The organism is Arthrobacter sp. UYCu712, assembly GCF_040547005.1.
Classification (GTDB): Bacteria; Actinomycetota; Actinomycetes; order Actinomycetales; family Micrococcaceae; genus Arthrobacter.
Genome location: NZ_JBEPOZ010000027.1, coordinates 22686 through 44213, shown reverse-complemented (window position 1 = coordinate 44213; position 21528 = coordinate 22686). Strand labels below are relative to the sequence as shown.

The window sequence follows — 21528 nt, the reverse complement described above, 5'->3', positions numbered from 1 at the left end:
GCACTGCCTGCTACTTGGCCGCGCTGGAAGCGGATCGCACGGATGCCAGCACCTGTTCGGGGCTTTGCGTTCCGGTGATCAGGGCTTCCCCGCCGGCCAGCCAGGCATCGGCGACTGCGGGGACCGTCACCGAGTCGAGCCAGATGATGGCGTTCGTCGCCGCGTTCACCTGTTTGATGCCCTCGACTACCGGTGCCGTGGAGTTTTCTTCCGAAACCGCGCCCTTGACTGAACTGGGCTGGCCGTACGGCGGGGCCGAGAGTTTCGCGGCGTTCTGGGTGCTCGTCGCAAACTTCATGAAGTCTGCAGCGAGGGCGGCGTTTTTGGACTTGGCATTGATGATGTATCCCTCGGGAGATCCTTCGATGGCGTTGATGTCACCCTTTGCGTCGACCGCGGCCGGCAGCCGGAAGATCCCGAGGCCGTCCTTTTTCAGGAGGGAGTCGTCGGATGCCGTGGTGTCGAACTCGAGGATTTCCTGGTAGTACATTCCGGCCTTGCCCTCGGCCAGCGCCTGCTGCGCCGTGGTGTACAGAACTCCGTTGGAATCCTTGCCGCTGCCCGTGCATTCGTTGGCCAAGGTGCTGAACTGCTCCATGGCCTGAAGGTAGCCCTTGTCGTCCAGTTTCGCGGACGCCGGGTCGAAGTCCGCGTTCAGCACGTCGGCCGGTACTTCGTAGGCGAACAGCTGCTGCAGGTAATGCAGCGCCGGCCAACCGTCTTTGTTCCCGAAAGAGATGGGCTCGTATCCGGCACCCTTGAGCACCGAGCAGGAGGAAATTAGCTCCTCGAAGCTCGACGGCGGGGTGAGTCCCAGTTCCTTGAAGATCCTTTGGTTGTATCCCATGAATTTGCCGTTGTTGTACAGCGGGACGGCAAAGTACTTGCCGTCTTTTTCAAAGGCCTTGAGTGCCGATCCCCCGAATTTGTCTCCCCACTCGGTGCCGGGCGCAATGGCGGGGGTGAGGTCGGCAGCCAGCCCGCCGTCGATGAAGTTGTTGGCCCAGTTACCTGCCCACGTGAAGTAAACATCCGGCAGGGCCTGGGAGGCGGTGAGCGTTTTTGTCTTGTCCTTGATGCTCTGATCCGTCTCTTGAATAAGCTCGAAGGAAACATCCGGGTGCATCTTCTGATACTCGGCGGCCAGATCCTTGAAGTATGGCTCCAGCGGGTCGCCGCCAAACTTCGTCAGGATGCTCAGCTTTCCCGAGTACGCAGGTTCCTTGGTGAGGTCAATGGGCGCGGCGGTCTGACTTCCGCCGTCCGCGCAGCCTGCCAGGGCCAGGGCTGCGCCCGCCACTATTGCCGTCATCAACTGGGTGCTTTTGCGCATCGTTTTCTACTTTCGCTCGGTGGCCGATCAGCCGAGGCTTCACGATTTGGAGCGGCGTCTTTACCCTCCATTGGGTAAGGCGCCAGCCTCCATTACAGGAATGTTGGAACTGGTGATACCGGTACCACAGTGAATCATGCTTTGAGCGGTTGGGGAAGAGGGGAAGCAGGAAATTCGGGGTGGTTTCTAATTGCCCAGTACAGCCGGCACTGGCCCGTCCGAAGATCGCACGATCAGGGTGGAGGGCAAAACATGCCTCGCCGGGGCAGAGGCATCCCCGTTGATGCGGGCTATGAGCTGCTGGGCCGCCACCGACCCCAACTCGCGCATAGGCTGCCGGATCATGGTGAGCGGTGGCTCCATCACCGCAGCCCACGGGCTGTCATCAAAGCCGATCAGGGATACGTCCTTCAAAAGACGCAGATTGCGCGCCCGCAGTGCGTGTAGCGCGCCCACGGTCGCCTCGGTCTCGGTAGTAAAGATCGCGGTGGGTGGATCAGCCAGCGCCAGCATGCCGCTGACGGCACGAGTAGCTTGTCCCTCATTTTTCAGGACGTGGGTTACCAGGGCGGTGTCGAAAGGTATTCCGGCATCTTCCAGGGCGTCGAGGTAGCCGCGCAGGCGTTCGCCGTCGCTCCAAAGCGCCTCATCGAGGATCCGCTGCATCTGCTCAAGATCGGTTGCCGGACTAAGGGTCACCGGCCCCCAGGCAAAGGCAATTCTCCGGTGGCCGTTCTGGATGAGGGAACCGACGGCGGTTCGGGCTGCCTCGCGGTTGTCGATCACCACGGAATCGGTATTGAGGGTATCCACCAGGCGGTCAATCAGGACTACCGGAATTCCACGCTCCATGGCGTCGGAAAGGTGTGAGACGTCGTCATTCCGACCCGCCGCCGAAGCCACCACCAGGCCGTCGACTTGTTTGGCAAGCAGGACGCCGATGGCGTCCCGCTCCAGCTGCAGTTTCTCGTCAGTGCTCAGGATGATGGCATCGTAGCCGGCCAGCTTTGCCGTTTCTGAGATGCCTTTGAGGACGCCGGAAAAGAACGGGTTGGCGACGTCGGCCAGGACGATTCCGAGTGTCTTGGTGATACCCGTCGTCATGCTCCGCGCCAAGGTGTTGGGTTTGTAGCCCAATCGCTCCGCGGCGAGCATCACCTTGGCGCGGGTCGCATCACTAACCGAGCCATAATTCCCAAGGGTGCGGGCCACGGTCGCCCTGCCCACGCCTGCAGCAGCGGCAACGTCTGTGATGGTCGGGGCAGCCTCATGGTGCTGGTGGTCCGACGACATCCAAGTCTCCTTCTAGGTCACGGGATCTGCAACGGCGTCCCGGCTCATGTGGTTGTTCCTGCATCAGATCCTAGTTGGTACAGCAGCGACCGGCCGTCCGTATCCGAAGGCGCCCTCGACATAGCACTGCTCCGCAGCAGTGCCTGCTGCAAAGGCCAGCGCCTCCCGAAGACTGCCGGAGGATGGCCGGGAGTGCCTCGTCCAGCCTGCTTTGAGGAGGCTCACGACCAGCCCCGTCAAGAAGGCATCACCGCAGCCCATGGTGTCAGCGAACCGCCGGGCGTCCGTGGGAGCGGCCTCTTGGCTGAGGAAGTCGTTTCCATCGAAGAGCATGGCCCCGTCTGCTCCCCTGGTACCCACCGCGAGGGAAGCGCCTGCCGCAACCACCCGCCGCAACTCATGTTTCGCGGCCTGGGGGGTGTGACCCCCCAGCGAGAGCAGGGCCAGGTCGATAAAAGGCGCTGTCCGCCGTAAATAGTGGTCCGTTCGCCGTTCCGGTTCCGAGGAGTAGTCAAAGCTGACGAGCGTGCCGGCGGTCCGCAGGGCGGGAAGCTGCGGTTCTGACGCCGAATAGACGCTGGAATGGACGAGGTCCGCCGTAGCCAGGTAGGCGAGGTGCTCCGGTTCCAGCACAAACGGATGACTCATGGTGACGCCTCCGTTGTTCCAGCCCAGAAATATCCGGTCGCCGTCGACCACCTTGATCTCGGTCACGCCGTTAGGGCCTTCCCGGATGACGCAGCGGCTGATATCCACTCCCTCCTCCTGTATGGCGGAGCGGACAAAGTCCCCCAGCCAGTCGTTGCCGAAGACGCCGATGTAGGCGGAGTCCACGCCCAGGCTGCGCGCCAACACTGCGAAGTTGACGCAGTTCCCCCCGGGGTAGATCACTTTGCGGTCTAAAAAGCGGTCCACTATGTTGTCCCCGAAGCCGATTACTTTCATGCTCTTCCTGTCTCGACGCTGCGGGCCCGGGGCGACCGGGCCCGCAGTGCTGGGTGCCATGCCCGGAGGCGGGGTGTGGCGAACGGTCTCTGTCAGTATTCAACGACGCGGTAGTACCGGCGCAGGTCCAGCGAGTGGTTGCGGGCCCGCTCGAGGTGCTTGCTGATCCGGTCAACCACGGTGTCCATGACCAGGGGGGCCAACAGGCCACGGAATCGGGGGCTGACCCCGGCCAGTTCGTAATCCTTGGTGTCGAACAGGGTGGTGTTCTTGTTGTAGTTTTCTGCAAACTTGACCACACGCTCCATGAGTGGCCGGCTTTCGTCCTCGCTGAGGAAGAGCATGAGGCTCGTGTCTTCCTCGATGAGTTCCAGGGAGCCGTGGAAAAATTCGGCGCCGTGGACGCGCGTGGTCCGGAGCCACTGCATCTCTTCGAGGATGCACATGGAGTACAGGTAGGTGAAGCCCCAAAGGTTCCCGGCGCCGACGAGGAAGTGGTAGTCAACGTCCTTGTTTTTTTCAGCGAAAGCTTCCGCTGCCGGCTCGGCTTGGCGGGCCACGCTAACGAGGGTTTCGGGGATGGTCTGCAACTCCGCCGCAAACTCTTCATACCCTTCAAACTCGCCGCGCACAGCAAGCAGGCGCGTGCTTAGGAGCAGTAAGGGGATGTCGAACGGCCAGGTCTTGGGTTCGGTGACCATGACGACGTCCAGTGCCTTGGCAAAGGGGCTGTCACCAAAGCCCGTAAAGCCTACCGTATAGGCGCCTTTAGCCTTGGCGAACTCGATGGCCTCGATGATGTCCTCGGTTGTCCCGGAAACGGACGCAAAAATGGCTACGGAACCGGGGCCGAAAGCGGGATCAGCAGTCAGCATGAGTTCTTTGCCGATGGAGGCGCGAACGGGCAATGTCGAGCGCGAGCGGATGAAGTGCTCGTAAGGGAGCATTGCCGCGTAAGTACCACCGGCACCGATCAGGAACACATTCTCGAAGTTGCGTTCCTGCAGCGAGTCCACAAGCTGTTCGACCTCGCCCTGCAGTGCGAGGGCACTGCGGGTCTGGAGTAGGAATTTCTCTTCATTAAAGCCCAGCACGAGTGGTCCTTTCGTCGGTGGAGAGCTGGTACTGATACATAATGATACCGGTATCACAGCTGCCCATATCGTGTCATAGGAGGCGCTGCGCGTCAATAGGGCCAACTGGGATCCCCAAAGGGATGGACGTCGAGTTAGCAAGGTGGGTACCCGGACAAACTTCGGATCGCCGCAGCCGTCTGCGTGCCGCCGGCGCCGCTCCAACGCGTCCTGGTCAATGGGATGGCTTGTGAATTAGCGGGATGCGACCGCGAAGACCCAGGCCATGAACGTCACCAGGATGACGCGTTGAACCAGGCCCTTGAACTCGAACAGTCCGCTGCCGGGCTGCTGGCTGACCTTGAGCACAACGATCCCGAGGGTGAGAACAACCCCCGCTGCCAGGGTCCACCCCGCCAGGGGGCGCCAGTCCGGGTCGCTGCGGAAGCGCCGGTAGAAGATGAAGCAGCTCAGCGGTGCGAACGTGAAGACGAGGGCGCCGAAGGTGCCATGCACCATCCCGTGTGTACTGGTCTGGTCGAACATCGACGACGGGTCGGGGGTGAACGGTCCGGACGCCATCAGGCTGACTCCGATGCCCTGCACCAGCAACGGCCCTGCCCTGGAGGCCGTGCCGGTGCTGAAGTGGGTGGCGAGGCCGCGGCCGAATACCAGCATCAGGGCGCCGGTCAGCACAAAGTTGAGCATTTGGACCCAGCCGTGAGGTCCCAGGGAGAGTTCGCTGACGAACATACTGTTCGGCGAGTAGCCGGGTTCCAGCCACCCGGCCACGCTGAAGACGGACACGAACAGGGCTGCCCCGATCATGCCCGCGGTACCGGCCAGCTCGACGCGCCGTCGACTGGTGGCCGTCCGGCCGGGAACAGGGCTTGAGATCACAAGGTGAAGCCTAGTCCCGGAGCCCGCTCGTGCCCGGTCAGCTGCCGACGTACGCCGCGAGGTGCTCGCCGGTGAGGGTGGAGCGGGCGGCGACGAGGTCGGCGGGTGTGCCTTCGAAGACGAGCCGGCCGCCGTCGTGGCCGGCGCCGGGGCCGAGGTCGATGATCCAGTCCGCGTGCGCCATGACGGCCTGGTGGTGCTCGATGACGATGACTGATTTGCCGGACTCCACAAGGCGGTCGAGGAGGCCCAGCAGATTCTGGACGTCGGCGAGGTGCAGGCCGGTGGTGGGCTCGTCGAGGACGTAGACGTCACCCTTCTCGGCCATCTGGGTGGCCAGTTTGACGCGCTGCCGCTCGCCGCCGGACAGTGTGGTGAGCGGCTGGCCGAGGGTGAGGTAGCCGAGCCCGACGTCCACGAGCCGGCCGAGGACCTTGTGGGCTGCCGGCGTTTTGGCCTCCCCTTCGCCAAAGAACACCTCGGCCTCGGTCATCGACATTGCCAGCACCTCGGCGATGTTGCGGCCGCCCAGCTTGTATTCCAGGACGGAGGCCTGGAACCTCCTGCCCTCGCAGTCCTCGCACGTGGACTCGACGGTCGCCATCACACCCAGTTCGGTGAAGATGACGCCCGCGCCGTTGCACGTGGGGCAGGCGCCTTCGGAGTTGGAGCTGAAGAGCGCAGGCTTCACGCCGTTGGCCTTTGCAAACGCCTTGCGGATCGGCTCGAGCAGGCCCGTGTACGTCGCGGGGTTGCTGCGCCGCGACCCCTTGATGGCACCCTGGTCGACCACCACAACACCGTCGCGGCCGGCCACCGAGCCGTGGATCAGCGAGCTCTTGCCCGAACCCGCGACACCCGTGACGACGCAAAGCACGCCGAGGGGAACGTCGACGTCGACCGCCTTGAGGTTGTGCGTCGAGGCGCCACGCACCTCGAGCGTGCCGGACAGCTTACGCACCGATTCCTTGACGGCGGCCCGGTCGTCGAGGTGGCGGCCGGTGATGGTGTCACTGTGCCGCAGGCCCTCCACGCTTCCCTCGAAGCAGACCCTGCCGCCTTCGGTGCCCGCGCCGGGGCCGAGGTCAACAACGTGGTCGGCGATGGCAATGGTCTCCGGCTTGTGCTCGACGACGAGCACGGTGTTTCCCTTGTCGCGCAGCTGGAGCAGCAGTCGGTTCATCCGCTCGATGTCATGCGGGTGCAGGCCGATCGTCGGCTCGTCAAAGACGTAGGTGATGTCCGTGAGGGACGAGCCCAGGTGCCGGATCATCTTGGTGCGCTGCGCCTCGCCACCGGACAAGGTGCCCGCCGGCCGGTCCAGCGAGAGGTAACCCAGCCCGATTTCGGCGAACGAGTCGAGCAGGTGCTGCAATCCATTGAGGAGCGGCGCGACCGAGGGCTCTTCGAGCTCGCGGACCCAGCCGGCGAGGTCGCTGATCTGCATCTCGCACAGGTCGGCGATGTTCTTGCCCCGGATCTTCGAGGACCTGGCCTCCGGGCTGAGCCGCGTGCCGTCGCACTCGGGGCAGGACTGGAACGTGATGGCGCGCTCCACGAAGGCCCGGACGTGAGGCTGCATCGCGTCCACGTCCTTGGAGAGCATCGACTTCTGGATCTTGGGGATCAGCCCCTCGTACGTCAGGTTGATGCCCTCGACCTTGATTTTGGTCGGTTCCTTGTACAGCAGGTCGTGCATTTCCCGTTTTGTGAACTTCGCGATCGGCTTGTCCATATCGAAGCCGGCGCCGCTGAAGATGCGGCCGTACCAGCCGTCCATGCTGTAGCCGGGGATCGTCAGGGCACCGCCGGCAAGCGACTTGCTGTCGTCGTAGAGCGCCGTGAGGTCGAAGTCGGAGACCGAGCCCATGCCCTCGCAGCGCGGACACATGCCGCCCAGGTAGACCGCGTTCTGCACCACGCTCTTCTCGACCCTGCCGCCCTTCTCGGTGCTCATCACCCCGCTTGCCTTCCGCGTGGGGACGTTGAAGGAGAACGCCGTCGGGGGGCCCACATGCGGCGATCCCAGCCGGCTGAAGAGGATCCGGAGCATGGCGTTGGCGTCGGTGGCAGTGCCCACCGTGGAGCGGGGGTTCGCGCCCATCCGCTCCTGGTCGACGATGATCGCCGTCGTCAGACCCTCGAGGTGGTCCACGTCGGGCCGCGACAGGTTCGGCATGAATCCCTGCACAAAGGCGCTGTAGGTCTCGTTGATCATCCGCTGCGACTCAGCGGCGATCGTGGCGAACACCAGCGAGCTCTTGCCCGAGCCGGAGACGCCCGTGAACACCGTCAGGCGGCGCTTCGGGATCTCGATGGTGATGTCCTTGAGGTTGTTCTCGCGCGCGCCCTGCACCCGTATCAGCTCGTGGCTGTCCGCTACGTGCAGCGCGGGCGACTCCGTGTCCGTCCTCGTGGCCATGCTCATCGTGTCTCCATCTGTTAAGCGGGGCCGCCTGCGCGGTCTCCGCCGGCGTCGTCTGGCTCTATATAACCAGCTTCGAGCGGTACGGAACCCGGTCCTGATCGCTCCTGAGATCGTGGGTCACATCGACCCGGTGTGCGCGATCGGGTTAAGACTAGCCGCGGGGCGCGGAATCGACAGCCGGCCCGGCCCCCTTCCGGGGTGGATGCCGAAACGTCCGACGGCGTGTTGCGGGCCACGCCGGGAGCGAGCTACCGGGCATCGTCCCAGTTCAGGCCTAGGATCAACGGCATGATGCCGGGACGAATCGACGCCGCTGACGGGAAGATCCAGCGCAGTCGACCGGGTCATCGCTTCGGCCACGAGCCGGGAGACCAGCTACCCGCACGAGTTCTTTGTTTCCAAGGACGCCGCCATCACCTGGCTGAAAGACATCGTCGCGATCAGCGATTGAGCAGTTGCGGCGGTTGCCGGGACAGGGGCCGGAGCGAGGCTTGATCAGCCTGGCCATCGCCCGCAGCAGGGTGGATTTGCCACCGGCGTCCGGGCCCACGATCACGGTGAAGGACCCGTCGGGGATGCGTACGTTCAGGTTTTCGGAACTGATCCGCTGCTCGTACCCGACGGTAAGGGCTTCCGTGGACAGCCCGAGCGTGGTGGCGGTGGTGCGGGCCAACAATCCAGCGGGCCACGTGGGGAACCATCAGCCCGACAAAACCTATGGCACCGGCCGCGGCCGGTGCCGAACCGCTGAGCAGCGTGATGGCCACAACGCCCAGGATCCGAGTGCGGTTGACGCTGCTGCCCAGCGCCGTGGCCAGGTCTTCGCCGAGCGCGACGGCGTTCAAGCCGCGGATCGTCAAAAGGGCCACCACCAGCCCTGCGGCCATGAAGGGCGCAACCCTCGGCCCGACTGGCGCGCAGCTGATCCTCAAGGACCTGCGGGACGTATTGGTCCCCAGCTAGTCACAAGCAGGAACGACGGCGCCCGCCACCTCCCAAGGTGGCGGGCGCCGTCGTCGTCGTTAGCGGGAGACAGCCAGTCACCCGACAGCGACTCCTCAGTACTTGATGACGACGCGGCCGTCGATCTTGGCGTGCTTCATTTCGTCGAGGACGGCATTTACTTCGGAGAGTTCCCGGGTGGAGACGGTGGGGTGGATCTTGCCCTGCGCGTAGAAGTCCAGGGCCTCCTCCAGGTCCTGCCGGGTTCCGACGATGGAGCCGCGGACGGTCAGGCCCTTGAGCACAATCTCGAAGATCGGCGCGGGGAAGTCCCCCGGCGGCAAGCCGTTGAAAACAATGGTGCCGCCGCGCCGGGCCATGCCGATGGCCTGGCCGAATGCTGACGGGTGCACTGCCGTGACCAGGACTCCATGGCATCCTCCGGTTTCTCGCTGGATGACTTCGGCGGGGTCTTCGTGCAGGGCGTTGACCGTCAGTTCGGCGCCGTGCTTCTTGGCCAGGGCCAGCTTGTCGTCGGCGATGTCCACGGCGGCGACCCGCAGGCCCATCGCGACGGCGTACTGGACGGCAATGTGCCCGAGTCCGCCGATGCCGGAGATGGTGACCCACTGGCCCGGTTTGGCCTCGGTCATCTTCAGGCCCTTGTAGACGGTCACGCCGGCGCAGAGCACGGGCGCGATTTCCACCGGGTCCGATCCGGCCGGAATGCGGGCGGCAAAGCGGCTGTCGACCAGCATGTACTCCCCGAAGGAGCCGTCCACGCTGTAGCCGGCGTTCTGCTGGGCCTCGCAGAGGGTTTCCCAGCCGGTCCGGCAGTACTGGCAGTCGCCGCAGGCGGACCAGAGCCAGGCGTTGCCGACGAGATCGCCGACGGCCAGGTCGGTGACGCCCGCTCCGAGGGCGACCACCTCGCCGACGCCTTCGTGGCCGGGAATGAACGGCGGCGACGGTTTCACCGGCCAGTCTCCCTCGGCGGCGTGCAGGTCGGTGTGGCAGACCCCGGTGGTGAGGACCTTGACCAGCGCCTCACCGCGTCCCGGCGTGGGGACGGGAAGGTTCTGGATCTGGAGATCCTTGCCGAATTCGGTAACTACAGCTGCTCTCATCGTCGTCATTGTCGATATTCCTTCGTCGTAGTGGGCGTGCTGGTTCTGGGGGTGATTAGGCATCGTGGGTCGGGTGAACACCGGGTACTGGGAAAAGTTGGCCGCAGGATGTCTCACCGGCCGGGTAGGCGGTGGAGACCCGCGGATGCATTGCGGGATGGATAACCCGTCAGCTTTCCAGGCCGTGTCGCTGTCGTAAAGGGGTGACCCCGACCGTCTTGAGCCTAAGGACGGGAGGGTTGCGGTGAGGTTGCAGTCGCGTGACATGACTCACATGCGAGGGTGTGTACAGCGCCCCGATTACGGACGCTCCCGCAGCAAATCACCGTTAATAGAGACAGACAAGCCGGTCCCGCTGTCAGAGGCCGACGAGCCACAGCTCCTTGAACAGAACCTGAACGCCGCGGTGGACGCGGCACTGGAGCACGCCTTGAAGGAGGGCAGGCACGGCATTCTCGTGACACGCCATGGACACGCGCCGTATACCGCCGCCGTCAGCGCCGAAGTACCGTACGGACAGACGATGGAGAGGAGCGCACCTGCCGCTTGAACGCGCCGCAAGGCGTGTCGCCCCGTAGGGACGGCCCCGAACCATGCAGCATCGCGTGCCTGGCTCGGGGCCGTATTTAATGCGCCATCTCGTTTGCTGGCGAAGCGGGCCCTGCGTAGGTGGCTGCGTCAGCCGCGTCCAGTACCTCCAGCGCAGTCAGGTGTGCTGCCGCGGCTACGTCCCTGATGGATTTGCCGTGGGCGACGGCTGCGACCACGGCGGATTGAAGGTTGGCCGCCGCGTTCTCCCCGCAGGGGCTCAAGGATTCGAGTTGTGCCGCGGCCGCTTGTATTGCCAGGATTTCGTCATCGTCCACCGGTCGTCCTCCAGTCCATTCTCTGCGTCATTGCAGTTAGGCCGGGCAGCGCGTTCATGTTCCGTGAAGCGTCGCATCCATTCGTCACAGAATATCGCAGGACAGACTAGTCTGTCTCGCCACTGTTCGTATGTTTCTTCGAGTAATCGGTCCGGCTCGGTCCGCACGGACGGGCTTCGGCCGGGGCGCTTAGCGGGTTGCCTCTTCCTGCGGGGCTTCGTCCAGGGCACTCAGGGTCATATGAGAGGTGTGAAGGAGTCTGCTGAGCAGGGATCGGGCGGCCTCGAGCAGCACGTTCACTTCAGGGCTGGCAAGTTCGTAGAACAGCCGTCCATCGCGTCGTAAGGGGAGAATCAAGCGTTGGCGGCGCAGTACCCCCAGGTGCTGGGAGAGATTTGACGGCTCCAGGCCCGTGTTGTCGCGCAACCGGCTGACAGCAACGGGCCCATCAGCGAGCATCTCCAGAAGTTGGATCCGTGCAGGGTGGCCAATGGATTTGAAGAGTTCGGCCTTTACGTCGGTCAGCACCGGACCCGCGGACATACCATCCGGCATAAAGACCTCCCTCCTTCACTTCCAAATGCACTCTGAGCCGTGCGTCTGCGCAGAAACCCTGTGAGAGAAACTAGCACGAGCGAGACAGAAAAGTCTGTCTCTCAGTCGTCGCGATAGCTCCACCCGCACGTATATCGTAGCGCCGGACTGCCGCGGTGTCGCCGCCAAAGGGCGCGTCCGCGGCCACCCCTTGCGCGGAACAGAACAGTGGTTCAGACTTTCATGAATTCATCAATTCGACTCGGCCTCCGGCGAGGGGCTGGCATTCTATCGGTGGATCCGGTCTGTTCCCGTTGACAAGGGCGTCACCGGTAACAGCAGGGTCCCGGCTCCCAGGAGGGTTCAATGACCGGCATGTTCGAACTGTTTACCGATTCCGACGCTTCCTATCGATTCCGGCTGACTGCCCCGGACGGGACGGTGATGGCCCTCTCCAGGTCCTTCCCCGACAAGCCGTCGGCAGTAGCCGGAATCGCCGCAGTCCGCGAGTACGCAGGCATGGGGCTTGTGACCGAAATCGGGATCCCGCATGACGTCGACGTACGCCAGTCCTTGGCAGTCCGGCCGCCCCGCATCCGTATCCCGTCAGCCGCGCGTTTCCTTGGCGGCCGGGCCGTCACCCGGAATCAGCAGATGATCGTGCGGTGGCGGCAGGCCCTTGAGGCGCGGACTGCTCCGGCGGGGTTCGGCACGTGCTGATTCCCGCCGCGCTCCGGGACGCCGGGCGCGCGGCCAGGCCGGGAGGCCGGCCATGTCCCTGACGCCATCGAAGAGGCTGCTGACCTACTCCAGCGCCCTGGCCGCCGAGGGCTGCCTCGCAGGGACCTTTCGCTACGATGTGACGTCCGGGGAACTGCAGTGGTCCGAGGAGATCTACCTCATCCACGGGTATCACCGAGGGGAGGTCGTGCCCACGGTCGGACTCATGACGTCGCATCAGCATCCTGACGACAGGTTGCGGTGCCGGGAAATCTTCGATGAGGTATGCCGCGTTGGAGGGTTTCTTGCCAGCTACCACCGTCTCGTCGACGCACGCAGACGGGAACGTCGTGTTCTGATCTCGGGGCAGGGGCTGCCGGAAGCTGACGGGAAGCCGCTTTTCGTCGACGGATCCATCATGGATCTGACCAGGACGCTCCAGCTGGAGACTGACCGGTCCTCCCGCGACGCCGTCGCCGGAGCCGTCGGCACGCGGGGCCTCATCGAGCAGGCCAAGGGCATCCTGATGGGAATCCTCCACATCGGCTCGGAGTCCGCCTTTGATCTGCTGTCCGCCTACAGCCAGCACCACAACATCAAAATCGCCCACGCCGCGGCGGCAATCGTCCGGCTGGCCAACAACACGCACGAGGCCGCCACGCTCCGCAGCCTCGTCCACGCCCTGGAACGCCGCTTCGCGGCACGTCAGGACGGGGAACACGCTCTTCACTCTGGCCAGCCGGGGCCGCCAGCCTGAAAAATCCCGGGAGATCGGTGCACAGGGACAGACAAGTCTGTCTCCATATCTCCGGTGTAAAATTAGATCCACAATGACTGCCCACGAAGCCGCCGGTCCCACTCTGTTGCCCGCCAATGCCATGGCCGGCCGCGATGATCCGGTGGACCGTATCCTTGCCGCGGCCTATGAGTTGTTCTCCCGACGCGGCATCCGCGGAGTCGGGGTCAACGAGCTGATCAGCAGCTCGGGGGTCTCCAAGGCAACCTTCTACCGGCATTTTCCGGGCAAGAACGACCTTGTGCTTGCCTTCCTTGAGCTCCGAGACCAGGTGTGGACTGCAGACCTGATCGTCGCGGAGGCCAGACGGCGCGGCAACACCGCCGAAGAACAGCTACTCGCCGTCTTTGACGTGTTCGGGGACTGGTTCAAGCGTACGGACTTCGAGGCGTGCACGTTCATCAACGTCCTGCTGGAGATGGGTCCCGGGCATCCGCTGGGCCAGGCGAGCATCGACTACCTCAGCAAGATCCGGGGACATATCCAGGCCTTGGCCGAGGAAGCAGGCCTGGACCGCCCCGAGGAATTCGCACGGTCCTGGCACATCTTGATGAAGGGCTCCATCATCTCGGCCACCGAAGGGGACACCCTGGCGTCCAGGCGTGCCCGGCAGATGGCCCGCTGGCTCATCGAACACCACCGGAGCTTATGACGCCGGCCCCGGCCGCGAAAGTCGCCTAGGACAAATCCTTGGCCGGGGTCAGCGTTGGCCTACCTGTTGCTTGCCCTCGGCACTCCGATTCCCGGGTCGACCTGGTGCGGCCCTGCAGCAGAGGGCCGTACATCGAAGTCGAAGACGGCTGTCGGAATGTAGACCGTGGAACAGGAGTTCGGGATGTCCACCACGCCGGAGAGGCGCCCCTCGATCGGTACGGCACCGAGAATGACGTACGCCTGCTCCCTGCTGTAACCGAATTTGCTCAGGTAGTCGATGGCGTGGAGACAAGCCCGCTGATACGACAGGTGCGAGTCGAGGTAGCGCTGTTCACCGTCCAGGGTCACCGAGGTGCCGGAGAACGCCAGCCATTGACTGAACTGCGGGTCGACGTTGCCTGGCATGAAAATGGCGTTTTCGCTCACTCCGTAGGTCTCCATGCCGCCCTTGATGAGCTCCACCCTGAGGTCCAGGAAACCGCCCATCTCGATGGCGCCGCAGAACGTGATCTCTCCATCGCCTTGTGAGAAGTGCAGGTCACCCATGGACAGATTGGCTCCGTCCACGAACACAGGGTAGAAAATGCGCGTGCCCTTGGACATGTTCTTGATGTCCTGGTTCCCGCCGTTTTCCCGGGGAGGCGCGGTCCTCGCCGCCTCCGCGGCCACCCTGCCGAACTCCGACTGCGCCAGATGCCCCAGAACCGCGTATTCGGCCTCCGGCGGCAAGGCCAAGGGCGGGACCCTGTTCGGGTTCGTGGCAATCAGGTCGCCTTCGCGCTTGTTCCATTTCGCCAGCAGCTGGGCCGAGGGGGCGGTGCCCATCAGCCCGGGGTGGATAAGCCCGGTGAAGGAAACACTCGGCACGTGCCGGGAGGTCGCGATTTGGCCGGTGAAGTCCCAGATGGCTTTGTAGGCGTCCGGAAACTGCTCGGTGAGGAAGCCTCCGCCGTTGCTGGTGGCGAAGATGCCCGTATAACCCCAACCCTGTCCGGCAAGTGGGCCGGAGTCCTCCTGCGGGATGGGACCGACGTCCAGGATGTCGACCACCAGCAGGTCGCCGGGCTTGGCGCCCTCGACGGCGAAGGGGCCGCTGAGTTTGTGGACGGTCAGCAGCGGGGCGTTGAGGATGTCGTCGGCGGAATCGTCGTTAACGATCGCGCCGTCAAACCATTCCCGGCAGTCCACCCGAAAAGAATCTCCCGGTTTGACCGTCGCAACAGGCGGAATTTCGGGGTGCCATCGGTTGTGCCCGATCTTTTCCTGATCCTCGAACTTCTTGCTGGAATCCAGGGAAAATATCTTGGCTGGCATTTCATCTCCTTTGACTGGGCGCCGCTCTTGTACCGGTCAGGGTCGCGGCAGGGTCCGATGTAACGGGTTGGATGAATATTGCTGCGCACGCCTGGGGCGGCCCGGAATCCGAGTGTTCACGACCTCCGGTTCGGCGGCACTGCGTTGGGTGGAGTCAATGAGTCTGAAGGCCTGCGAACCGGACCTGGAAAGGTGCGGTGCGCTGAATACCCGCCGGGACGGTCCACCGCAGGAGGGGCAGGGCAGGGTGTCCGGTGCGCTGCCGATGGGGTGGGACGCCTCGAAAAGCGATCCATCGGAGCAGCGGTACTCATACGTGGCCATGGATCTGTTCCTCTCGGCGTCCGGTGCAGGAAAGTCAGGCGGGCCGGGTCACGTTCGTGACTTGGGCGGGCTGGGAACTGCTTCGCATCGCCTTCCGGCCCAGGAAATAGGCGGCCGCCAGCGAGACCACAGCCAGCGCCGCGACCAGGGCGGCATAGGCGTTGTTGGTCTCGTAGCGGCCGAGCAGCAGGAGGAACGCGGGGATAGTGCCCGTCAGATGGCTGATGAACACCGTGAACCAGCCCGTCATCCGCGTCAGCGACTCCTTGTGCAGTCCGAGGACCAGGAAGAACAGGAACCAGAGCACGGCCCACACGAACCAGATGACGCCGAACACCGGATCGCCGACCAGCGTGAACTGCAGGACCCCGATCACCAAGGCGCAGGCAGCGACGAAGATGGAAAACCAGCCCAGGCCTTCGCCGCTGATGCCGGTCATCTGCAGGACTCCGACGTACAGATACGTGAAGCCAAAGAGATAGAGTCCGGCCGCGCCGAAGATGATCGACGGGTCGTTATTGGCCTGAAGGATGATGAGCGTCGGGAAGATGACCTGCATCGCTCCGACGAAGAAATTGAGAATGGCGGCCGATTTACCAGGGATCACTCCCAGCAGCATCAGCCCGTTGATAAAGAGAACAGCCCCTACATACAGCAAACCAACACTGCCCATGACGGCTCCATTAGGAATTACTCAACGACTACCGATCTTTGTCCATCTACTCTCTGCGGGGAAAGCACCGCGAGAGAAAGACCCGAGGGAGCAAAGTGTACTGCCACAGTAGGCCGAGCCCAGGAACAGGGGCAGGGGCTTTAGGCCCTTCCCCAATCCGGCTCTGTTTCCCTTTTTCGATGCCCTCGTGACACCGTCCGCCGGTCGATGGGCGGCGGCCACCGGATGTTCACCGCGTGGTCAGAGGACTGCTTCCAGCCGCACAATAACCGACTTCGACGTCGGCGTCCCGCTGACATCCGCCACCGAATCCAGCGGCACCAGAACGTTTGTCTCCGGATAGTAGGCTGCCGCGCAACCCACCGGGGTCGGGTAGGCAACGGCTCGGAAATTCTCCGCACGGCGTTCCACGCCGTCGCTGAACTCTGAAACGAGATTCACCGTCGTCCCCTCGCGCAGGCCGAACGCGGCCAGATCCTGCGGGTTCACCATCACCACGCGGCGGCCGTGATAAATGCCGCGGTACCGGTCGTCTTTGCCGTAGATGGTGGTGTTGAACTGGTCGTGGGTGCGGATGGTCTGCAGCAGCAGGCGCCCCGGCGGGACCTTCGGATATTCCAGTTCATTAGCGGTGAACACTGCCCGGCCGGAGGCGGTCTTGAAGCTTCGACTGTCCCGTGGCGGGTGCGGCAGCACGAACCCGCCGGGGTGGTCTATCCTGGCCTCATAGTTGTCAAAGCCGGGGATGACATGCTCGATGTGGCGTCGGATCAAGGAATAGTCCCCTTCCATGGCCGACCAGTCAGCCCGCGGCGCGGCAGCCCCGAAAGGTGAGCTGCCGCCGTCGAACATGCGCCGGGCGAGCCGGCAGACGATGGCGACCTCGGACAGCAGGGTTTCGTCCGGCGGTTCCAGCCGGCCGCGAGAGGCGTGGACCGTGCTCATGGAGTCTTCCACCGTGACGCGCTGGTCCCCGCCGGCCCGGGTGTCCCGGTCCGTGCGCCCGAGCGTGGGCAGGATCAGGGCCCGGCGGCCGGTGATGATGTGGGACCTGTTGAGCTTGGTGGAGACCTGCACTGTCAGCCGCGTGCTGGCGATGGCCCCCTCGGTGACGCGGGTGTCCGGGGTGGCCCGGACGAAGTTGCCGCCCATGCACATAAAGACTTTGGCCTGGCCATCCCGCATGGCCCTGATGGCGCCGACGGTGTCGAAGCCGCGTGCCCGGGGGGAGGTGAAGCCGAACTCCCCGTCCAGGGCGTCGTGGAACCATGCCGGCATCTGCTCGAAGATGCCCATGGTGCGGTCGCCCTGAACGTTCGAATGCCCGCGCACGGGGCACACTCCGGCACCGGGACGGCCGATGTTGCCCTGCAGCAGCAGCACGTTGACGATGTCCCTCAACGTGGCCACCGCGTGCTTGTGCTGCGTCAGTCCCATCGCCCACGTGACGATCGTGGCCTTGGATGCCAGGAGCCGGGCGGCGAGACCGCGGATCTGGGCCTGGTCCAGTCCGGTGGCGGCGAATACTTCCGCCCAGTCCAGGGCGCGCACGTGGTCCAGGTAGGCGTCCAGCCCCGTTGTGCGGGCCTCCAGGAAGTCCCGGTCGAAGACGGTTCCGGGTGCGGCCTCCTCGGCTTCCAGCAGCAGCTTCCCCAGTGCCTGGAACAGCGCCTGGTCCCCGCCGATGCGGATTGGCAGGTAGCCATCGGCCAATTGGGTGCCGCCGCCGGCAAGCCCATGCACTGTCTGCGGGTTGTGGAATTCCTGCCAGCCGGCTTCCGGCAAAGGGTTGATCGCCACAATGGCGGCGCCGTTCTGTTTGGCCTTCTCCAGTGCGGTGAGCATGCGCGGGTGGTTCCCGCCCGGGTTTTGTCCCGCGATCAGGATCAGCTCGGCGTGGTAGAGGTCCTCCAGGCTGACCGAGCCCTTGCCGATGCCGATGGTTGCTGTCAGTGCGTAGCCGCTGGACTCGTGGCACATGTTGGAACAGTCCGGCAGGTTGTTGGTGCCGAGGCCCCGGACGAAAAGCTGGTAGGCAAACGCTGCCTCGTTCGAGGTCCGGCCGGAAGTGTAGAAAATGGCCTCGTCCGGGCTGTCCAGACCGCGCAGCTCCTCCTCGATGACGCCGAAGGCTTCATCCCAGCTGACCGGGCGGTAGTGGGTCGCGCCGTCGTCGAGCAGCATGGCATGGGTGAGGCGGCCCTGCTGGCCCAGCCAGAAATCATCCTTCTCCCGCAACTCCGCGACGGAATGCCCGGCAAAGAAGGACGGCGCCACCCGCCGCCGCGTGGCCTCCTCGGCCACCGCCTTGGCGCCGTTTTCACAGAACTCTGCGTGGCTTCGCTTCCCCGGTTCCGGGAAGGCGCAGCCCGGGCAGTCGAAGCCGTCCACCTGGTTGACGGCGAGCAGCGCTTTGGCGGCACGGACCGGGCCCATCTGCTCCTGGGCGATCTTCAGCGCATGGACCACGGCGGGCACGCCTACGGAGCTGGTTTTCGGTTTGCCTACCTTGAGCCCAGCCTCGTTAATGCCTTCCCGTGGCGCCTTGCTGGCCATGGAGATCACGTCCGTCCAGTCACATCAGTCCGTCGCCGTTGACAGCCGGTGCTTCCATCCTAGAAAAGTGGGGGAGCTTCCTCGTCGAGTTCGGCCAGGACATCGGCCGCGTCACGGCTGCCGCCGGCCGCGAGACGCCGGAGCTCATCCAGGTCGCCCTTTTCGCCGGCGAGTTCAACGAGCTGGTCCACAGCATCCCTGCTGCCGCTGGCAGCGAGGCGACGCAGTTCATCGAAATCTTCCCGCTCCGCGGCAAGTTCGATCAGCTGCCCGACCGCATCGGAGTTCCCGCGGGCCGCTTGTTCCCGTAGGGCCGAGAGATCGGAGTCGGACATAATTTTCGCCCTTCGAAGATCGAGCATTTTTTAGTGCCATGCGGGGCCCTAGGTGATCAGGGTGTGCAGATCGACGCCGAAGATGGCCACGAGGGGCCACAGCACGATGGCCGCCAGGCCTTCCAGGATGTTGCCGGGGACATTCCACGCCACGAAATAGCCGTGGGTGGCTGCCACCACTACGCCGATGGCCAGGTACACAGCCCCGATCAGACCGATCCCGCGCCCGCCCGTTTGGCGCCTGCCAATTCCACGTATCATCGCTCATCTCCCGCTGGGGGGTGTGGATCCGATTATAGTGCCGCGCGGGGTATTAGGGGAGGGCCCGGACCGTCAACGCACCGCAATCCGGCGCCGGCGGTCCGTTGAACCGCGGAGGTCCCGATTGAGGCGACGGTCGCCGTGGTAGAGAATCTGCTCCCAGTCGATTTCCTCAAGCGATTTCGCAACCACAGGGCTCACCTTCTCCGTGCTGGACCGGGGGCTGACATAGAGCCAGTTGAGCATGCCCAGGAAGACGTCCACGGCGGAGTTGAAGACTCCGATGTAGGAGCGGATAGCGCCGGCGGCCAGGACGGCGTTGAGCGAGGCAAAGGCTACGTTGCCCCAGTTTCCCAGCTGGGCGTCGCGCCAGACGGTCAGCAAGGAGAAGGCCACGATCGCGTAGGGCGTCAGCACGTAGATTGCCGGCGCCGACGTGCGGTCCTTGACCTTGGGCGTCCGCGCGAACGGGATTTTATCGCCTGTAATGGCCTGCTGCAGGGATTTGAGCACGCCGGCCAGGTTCACAGGGAGCAGCACGAGGTTGAAGCCGTAGATCCGGAAGATATCGCTGAAACGGTGTCCGCAATCGCGGAGGTCGCTGCCCATGGCCAGGAAGTACGGCAGGGCGGCCAGGAAGACGATGGGGCTCAGCAGGCGGCTGTCGTAAGGGTATGCGAGCAGGAAGATCAGGCCGAAGCTGGCCCACGCGATCGACGCCATGTAGTTCACCCGGAGCAGCACCTCGCGGACCAGGATCGCCCGGCGTTCGGACCGGCTCTGGCGGAGCTGTGCCCACAGCTTGGGCAGGATCAGCAGACCGCCGTTGGCCCACCGCCTGCGCTGGACCACAAGGGAGCCGAAATCGGGCGGGGTTGCGCTGTAGCTCAGCCGTTCCGGATAGTTGACCAGGGTCCAGCCGTGCTGGCCGAGGTCGATGCTGGACTCGGTGTCCTCGATGACGGTGCGGTCCTGGATATAGGTCCTGACCTCGAAGCCGCCGCTGCTTTCGACCTCCACGATGTCCTCGAGGGCGCGCTTGCGGATCACGGCGTTCGCGCCCACCCAGAAGGTGGCGCCGTAGTACGTCATGCCCTGGTGGAGGATGTGCTGCAGGTCGGTGGTGGCCCCGGCGACCCGTTCGATGCGGGTGGGGGCGCCCCGGAAGGAGGAGTACGGGGTCTGTGTCACGGCGACGCGCTCGTTGCCGGCCGATTCGAGCAGGTAGACCAGGCGGAGGCAGTAGTCGCGGAGGAGGAGCGAGTCGGCGTCGAGCGTCAGGAGGTAAGTGGTGTCGGGGACGTCCAGCACCCGGCCCGGTCCTTCATGCCCGGCGTCGGGTTGCGCCTTGCGCAGGACCACGCCGTCGGCGGTGGTCTCTTCCTGCCAGGAGTTCCCCATCAGCGAGATGTACGCATTGAGGTTCATGGCCTTGTTGGCCTCGTGCGAGAGACTCGCGTACTTTTTGCGCTCGAACGTCTCGGTGGAGACGTTGAAGATCCAGGTCAGCCGCAGATACAGCTCCTCGATCCGTGAGCGCGCCGGCGAGGCCTGCTGCGCGGAGGCGGCATTCAGGCCCACGAGCACCAGCCGCAGTTCGCGGGCCAGCCCCATGAGGACCAGGTCGACGAAGAACTCGTCAACGTGGTCCTCGACCTGCTCGGCCGCGGCCATCGTTTCCAGCCAGTCGGCGGCTGCCTCGTACTCGGTTATCAGCAGGGCAAGCTCGGCGGTCTCGTCGTGGGCCGCCGTCTTGGTCCGGCGACGGAACTGCGCGAGGGCGGCGTTGACACGTTTGGCCGGTGCCTGCAAAGCGTCGGCGATTTCAGCCGTCAGGGCCCGGGTTTCGTCCAGCCGCGCGAGGAGCGCCGGGTCCGAGGGGTGCGGAGGGTCATCCAGCAGCAGAACGACCTTCAGGGCCGGGAATTCCTGGAGAGCCGCGGACCACAGGGTGGCGCGCACCACCTGCGGCTCTTCGGCGTAGGAGGGCACCAGGACGGTGATGCCGTCAACGTAGCCGGCGAAGTGGCGGTCCAGTTCGCCGCGAGGAACACGCTGGTGGTCCCGGAAACGGTAAAGCGCGCCCTGCCGAGCCATAAGGTACATCAGCGCCGAGAAAGTCAGGAAGGTTACGACAACAAGGTAGGAAACCGTCTCGAATTGAAACCGGAAACCCGCGTTGGGATTGTCCGCCAGCTGTTTCAGGATTGTTGAAACGACGTAGCCAATCCAGGCCAGGACCGTGGTGAGAATACCCAGCCGGCCAAGGATGATTTTGCGTCGGGAGGGGCGGGGATGGACCAGCGAAAGCGGCTCGGAACGCTTTTCAGCCCCCCATTGACGGCGCCGCGCGGCACTTTTCGGATCGGTGATGACGATTTCCTCGTCAAGACGCGGCAAGACACGCTGATCAGACATTAATCCCCAATAGACTGCAGAGTCGACCTTTCGGCG

19 protein-coding genes and 2 pseudogenes are annotated in these 21528 nt (G+C 64.3%); 3 read left to right on the top strand and 18 right to left on the bottom strand.

Going from position 1 to position 21528, the window contains the following annotated elements; translation table 11 throughout:
• Nucleotides 1–10: 10 nt before the first annotated feature.
• The 11 genes and pseudogenes from ABIB51_RS19855 to ABIB51_RS19805 all read right to left on the bottom strand — a co-directional run bounded on the left by ABIB51_RS19855 (nucleotide 11) and on the right by ABIB51_RS19805 (nucleotide 11462).
• Nucleotides 11–1333 carry an ABC transporter substrate-binding protein gene (locus ABIB51_RS19855; RefSeq protein WP_354191071.1) on the bottom strand — a complete coding sequence of 441 codons (1323 nt, stop codon included), beginning with the start codon at nucleotides 1331–1333 and terminating at the stop codon, nucleotides 11–13.
• Between the two features lie 186 nt (nucleotides 1334–1519).
• Nucleotides 1520–2626: a LacI family DNA-binding transcriptional regulator gene (locus ABIB51_RS19850; protein ID WP_354191070.1), complete on the bottom strand. Its 1107-nt coding sequence runs from the start codon at nucleotides 2624–2626 to the stop codon at nucleotides 1520–1522.
• A 63-nt stretch (nucleotides 2627–2689) separates the two neighbouring features.
• Entirely contained in the window at nucleotides 2690–3571 is an 882-nt protein-coding gene (locus tag ABIB51_RS19845) for a PfkB family carbohydrate kinase (protein ID WP_354191069.1), read from the bottom strand.
• Nucleotides 3572–3663: 92 nt separating this feature from the next.
• The gene (locus ABIB51_RS19840; protein ID WP_354191068.1) at nucleotides 3664–4665 is read right to left on the bottom strand and encodes an SIS domain-containing protein; all 1002 of its coding nucleotides are present in this window, start codon (nucleotides 4663–4665) and stop codon (nucleotides 3664–3666) included.
• 234 nt (nucleotides 4666–4899) lie between these two features.
• Nucleotides 4900–5544, bottom strand: a complete 645-nt coding sequence (locus ABIB51_RS19835; protein ID WP_354191067.1) for a DUF998 domain-containing protein — start codon at nucleotides 5542–5544, stop codon at nucleotides 4900–4902.
• A 37-nt stretch (nucleotides 5545–5581) separates the two neighbouring features.
• The gene (locus ABIB51_RS19830) at nucleotides 5582–7972 is read right to left on the bottom strand and encodes an ATP-binding cassette domain-containing protein (RefSeq protein ID WP_354191066.1); all 2391 of its coding nucleotides are present in this window, start codon (nucleotides 7970–7972) and stop codon (nucleotides 5582–5584) included.
• A 478-nt stretch (nucleotides 7973–8450) separates the two neighbouring features.
• Nucleotides 8451–8645: pseudogene (locus tag ABIB51_RS19825) on the bottom strand (ATP-binding cassette domain-containing protein); the annotation flags it as partial.
• A pseudogene (locus tag ABIB51_RS19820) lies at nucleotides 8629–8871 on the bottom strand (iron chelate uptake ABC transporter family permease subunit); the annotation flags it as partial. The pseudogenes ABIB51_RS19820 and ABIB51_RS19825, both read right to left, overlap by 17 nt.
• Nucleotides 8872–9030: 159 nt before the next feature.
• The gene (adhP, locus tag ABIB51_RS19815) at nucleotides 9031–10041 is read right to left on the bottom strand and encodes an alcohol dehydrogenase AdhP (RefSeq protein ID WP_354191089.1); all 1011 of its coding nucleotides are present in this window, start codon (nucleotides 10039–10041) and stop codon (nucleotides 9031–9033) included.
• A gap of 626 nt (nucleotides 10042–10667) precedes the next feature.
• Nucleotides 10668–10907 (bottom strand): hypothetical protein, encoded by a 240-nt coding sequence (locus ABIB51_RS19810; protein ID WP_354191065.1) that lies wholly within the window; start codon nucleotides 10905–10907, stop codon nucleotides 10668–10670.
• Between the two features lie 189 nt (nucleotides 10908–11096).
• Nucleotides 11097–11462 carry an ArsR/SmtB family transcription factor gene (locus ABIB51_RS19805; RefSeq protein ID WP_354191064.1) on the bottom strand — a complete coding sequence of 122 codons (366 nt, stop codon included), beginning with the start codon at nucleotides 11460–11462 and terminating at the stop codon, nucleotides 11097–11099.
• 345 nt (nucleotides 11463–11807) lie between these two features.
• On the opposite strand from ABIB51_RS19805, the gene ABIB51_RS19800 reads away from it, so the two are divergent.
• The 3 genes from ABIB51_RS19800 to ABIB51_RS19790 all read left to right on the top strand — a co-directional run bounded on the left by ABIB51_RS19800 (nucleotide 11808) and on the right by ABIB51_RS19790 (nucleotide 13609).
• Nucleotides 11808–12161, top strand: a complete 354-nt coding sequence (locus ABIB51_RS19800; RefSeq protein ID WP_354191063.1) for a YegP family protein — start codon at nucleotides 11808–11810, stop codon at nucleotides 12159–12161.
• Between the two features lie 52 nt (nucleotides 12162–12213).
• The gene (locus ABIB51_RS19795) at nucleotides 12214–12918 is read left to right on the top strand and encodes a PAS and ANTAR domain-containing protein (RefSeq protein ID WP_354191062.1); all 705 of its coding nucleotides are present in this window, start codon (nucleotides 12214–12216) and stop codon (nucleotides 12916–12918) included.
• Between the two features lie 73 nt (nucleotides 12919–12991).
• Nucleotides 12992–13609 (top strand): TetR/AcrR family transcriptional regulator, encoded by a 618-nt coding sequence (locus tag ABIB51_RS19790; RefSeq protein ID WP_354191060.1) that lies wholly within the window; start codon nucleotides 12992–12994, stop codon nucleotides 13607–13609.
• Nucleotides 13610–13668: 59 nt separating this feature from the next.
• On the opposite strand, the gene fmdA is transcribed toward ABIB51_RS19790, so the two are convergent.
• The 7 genes from fmdA to ABIB51_RS19755 form a co-directional block, all read right to left on the bottom strand.
• Complete coding sequence (gene fmdA, locus ABIB51_RS19785) at nucleotides 13669–14925, bottom strand: formamidase (RefSeq protein ID WP_354191059.1); 1257 nt, start codon at nucleotides 14923–14925, stop codon at nucleotides 13669–13671.
• 36 nt (nucleotides 14926–14961) lie between these two features.
• Nucleotides 14962–15249, bottom strand: a complete 288-nt coding sequence (locus ABIB51_RS19780) for an FmdB family zinc ribbon protein (protein WP_354191058.1) — start codon at nucleotides 15247–15249, stop codon at nucleotides 14962–14964.
• Nucleotides 15250–15283: 34 nt separating this feature from the next.
• A complete protein-coding gene (locus ABIB51_RS19775) occupies nucleotides 15284–15922 on the bottom strand; it encodes an AmiS/UreI family transporter (RefSeq protein WP_354191057.1) in 639 nt (212 codons plus the stop codon).
• A gap of 240 nt (nucleotides 15923–16162) precedes the next feature.
• Nucleotides 16163–18478 carry an FdhF/YdeP family oxidoreductase gene (locus tag ABIB51_RS19770; protein WP_354191056.1) on the bottom strand — a complete coding sequence of 772 codons (2316 nt, stop codon included), beginning with the start codon at nucleotides 18476–18478 and terminating at the stop codon, nucleotides 16163–16165.
• Nucleotides 18479–18537: 59 nt separating this feature from the next.
• Nucleotides 18538–18813, bottom strand: a complete 276-nt coding sequence (locus ABIB51_RS19765) for a hypothetical protein (RefSeq protein ID WP_354191055.1) — start codon at nucleotides 18811–18813, stop codon at nucleotides 18538–18540.
• A gap of 48 nt (nucleotides 18814–18861) precedes the next feature.
• Nucleotides 18862–19074: a hypothetical protein gene (locus ABIB51_RS19760; protein WP_354191054.1), complete on the bottom strand. Its 213-nt coding sequence runs from the start codon at nucleotides 19072–19074 to the stop codon at nucleotides 18862–18864.
• 72 nt (nucleotides 19075–19146) lie between these two features.
• On the bottom strand, nucleotides 19147–21492 hold the full coding sequence (locus ABIB51_RS19755) for a glycosyltransferase family 2 protein (RefSeq protein ID WP_354191053.1): 2346 nt from the start codon (nucleotides 21490–21492) through the stop codon (nucleotides 19147–19149).
• Between the last annotated feature and the right edge of the window lie 36 nt (nucleotides 21493–21528).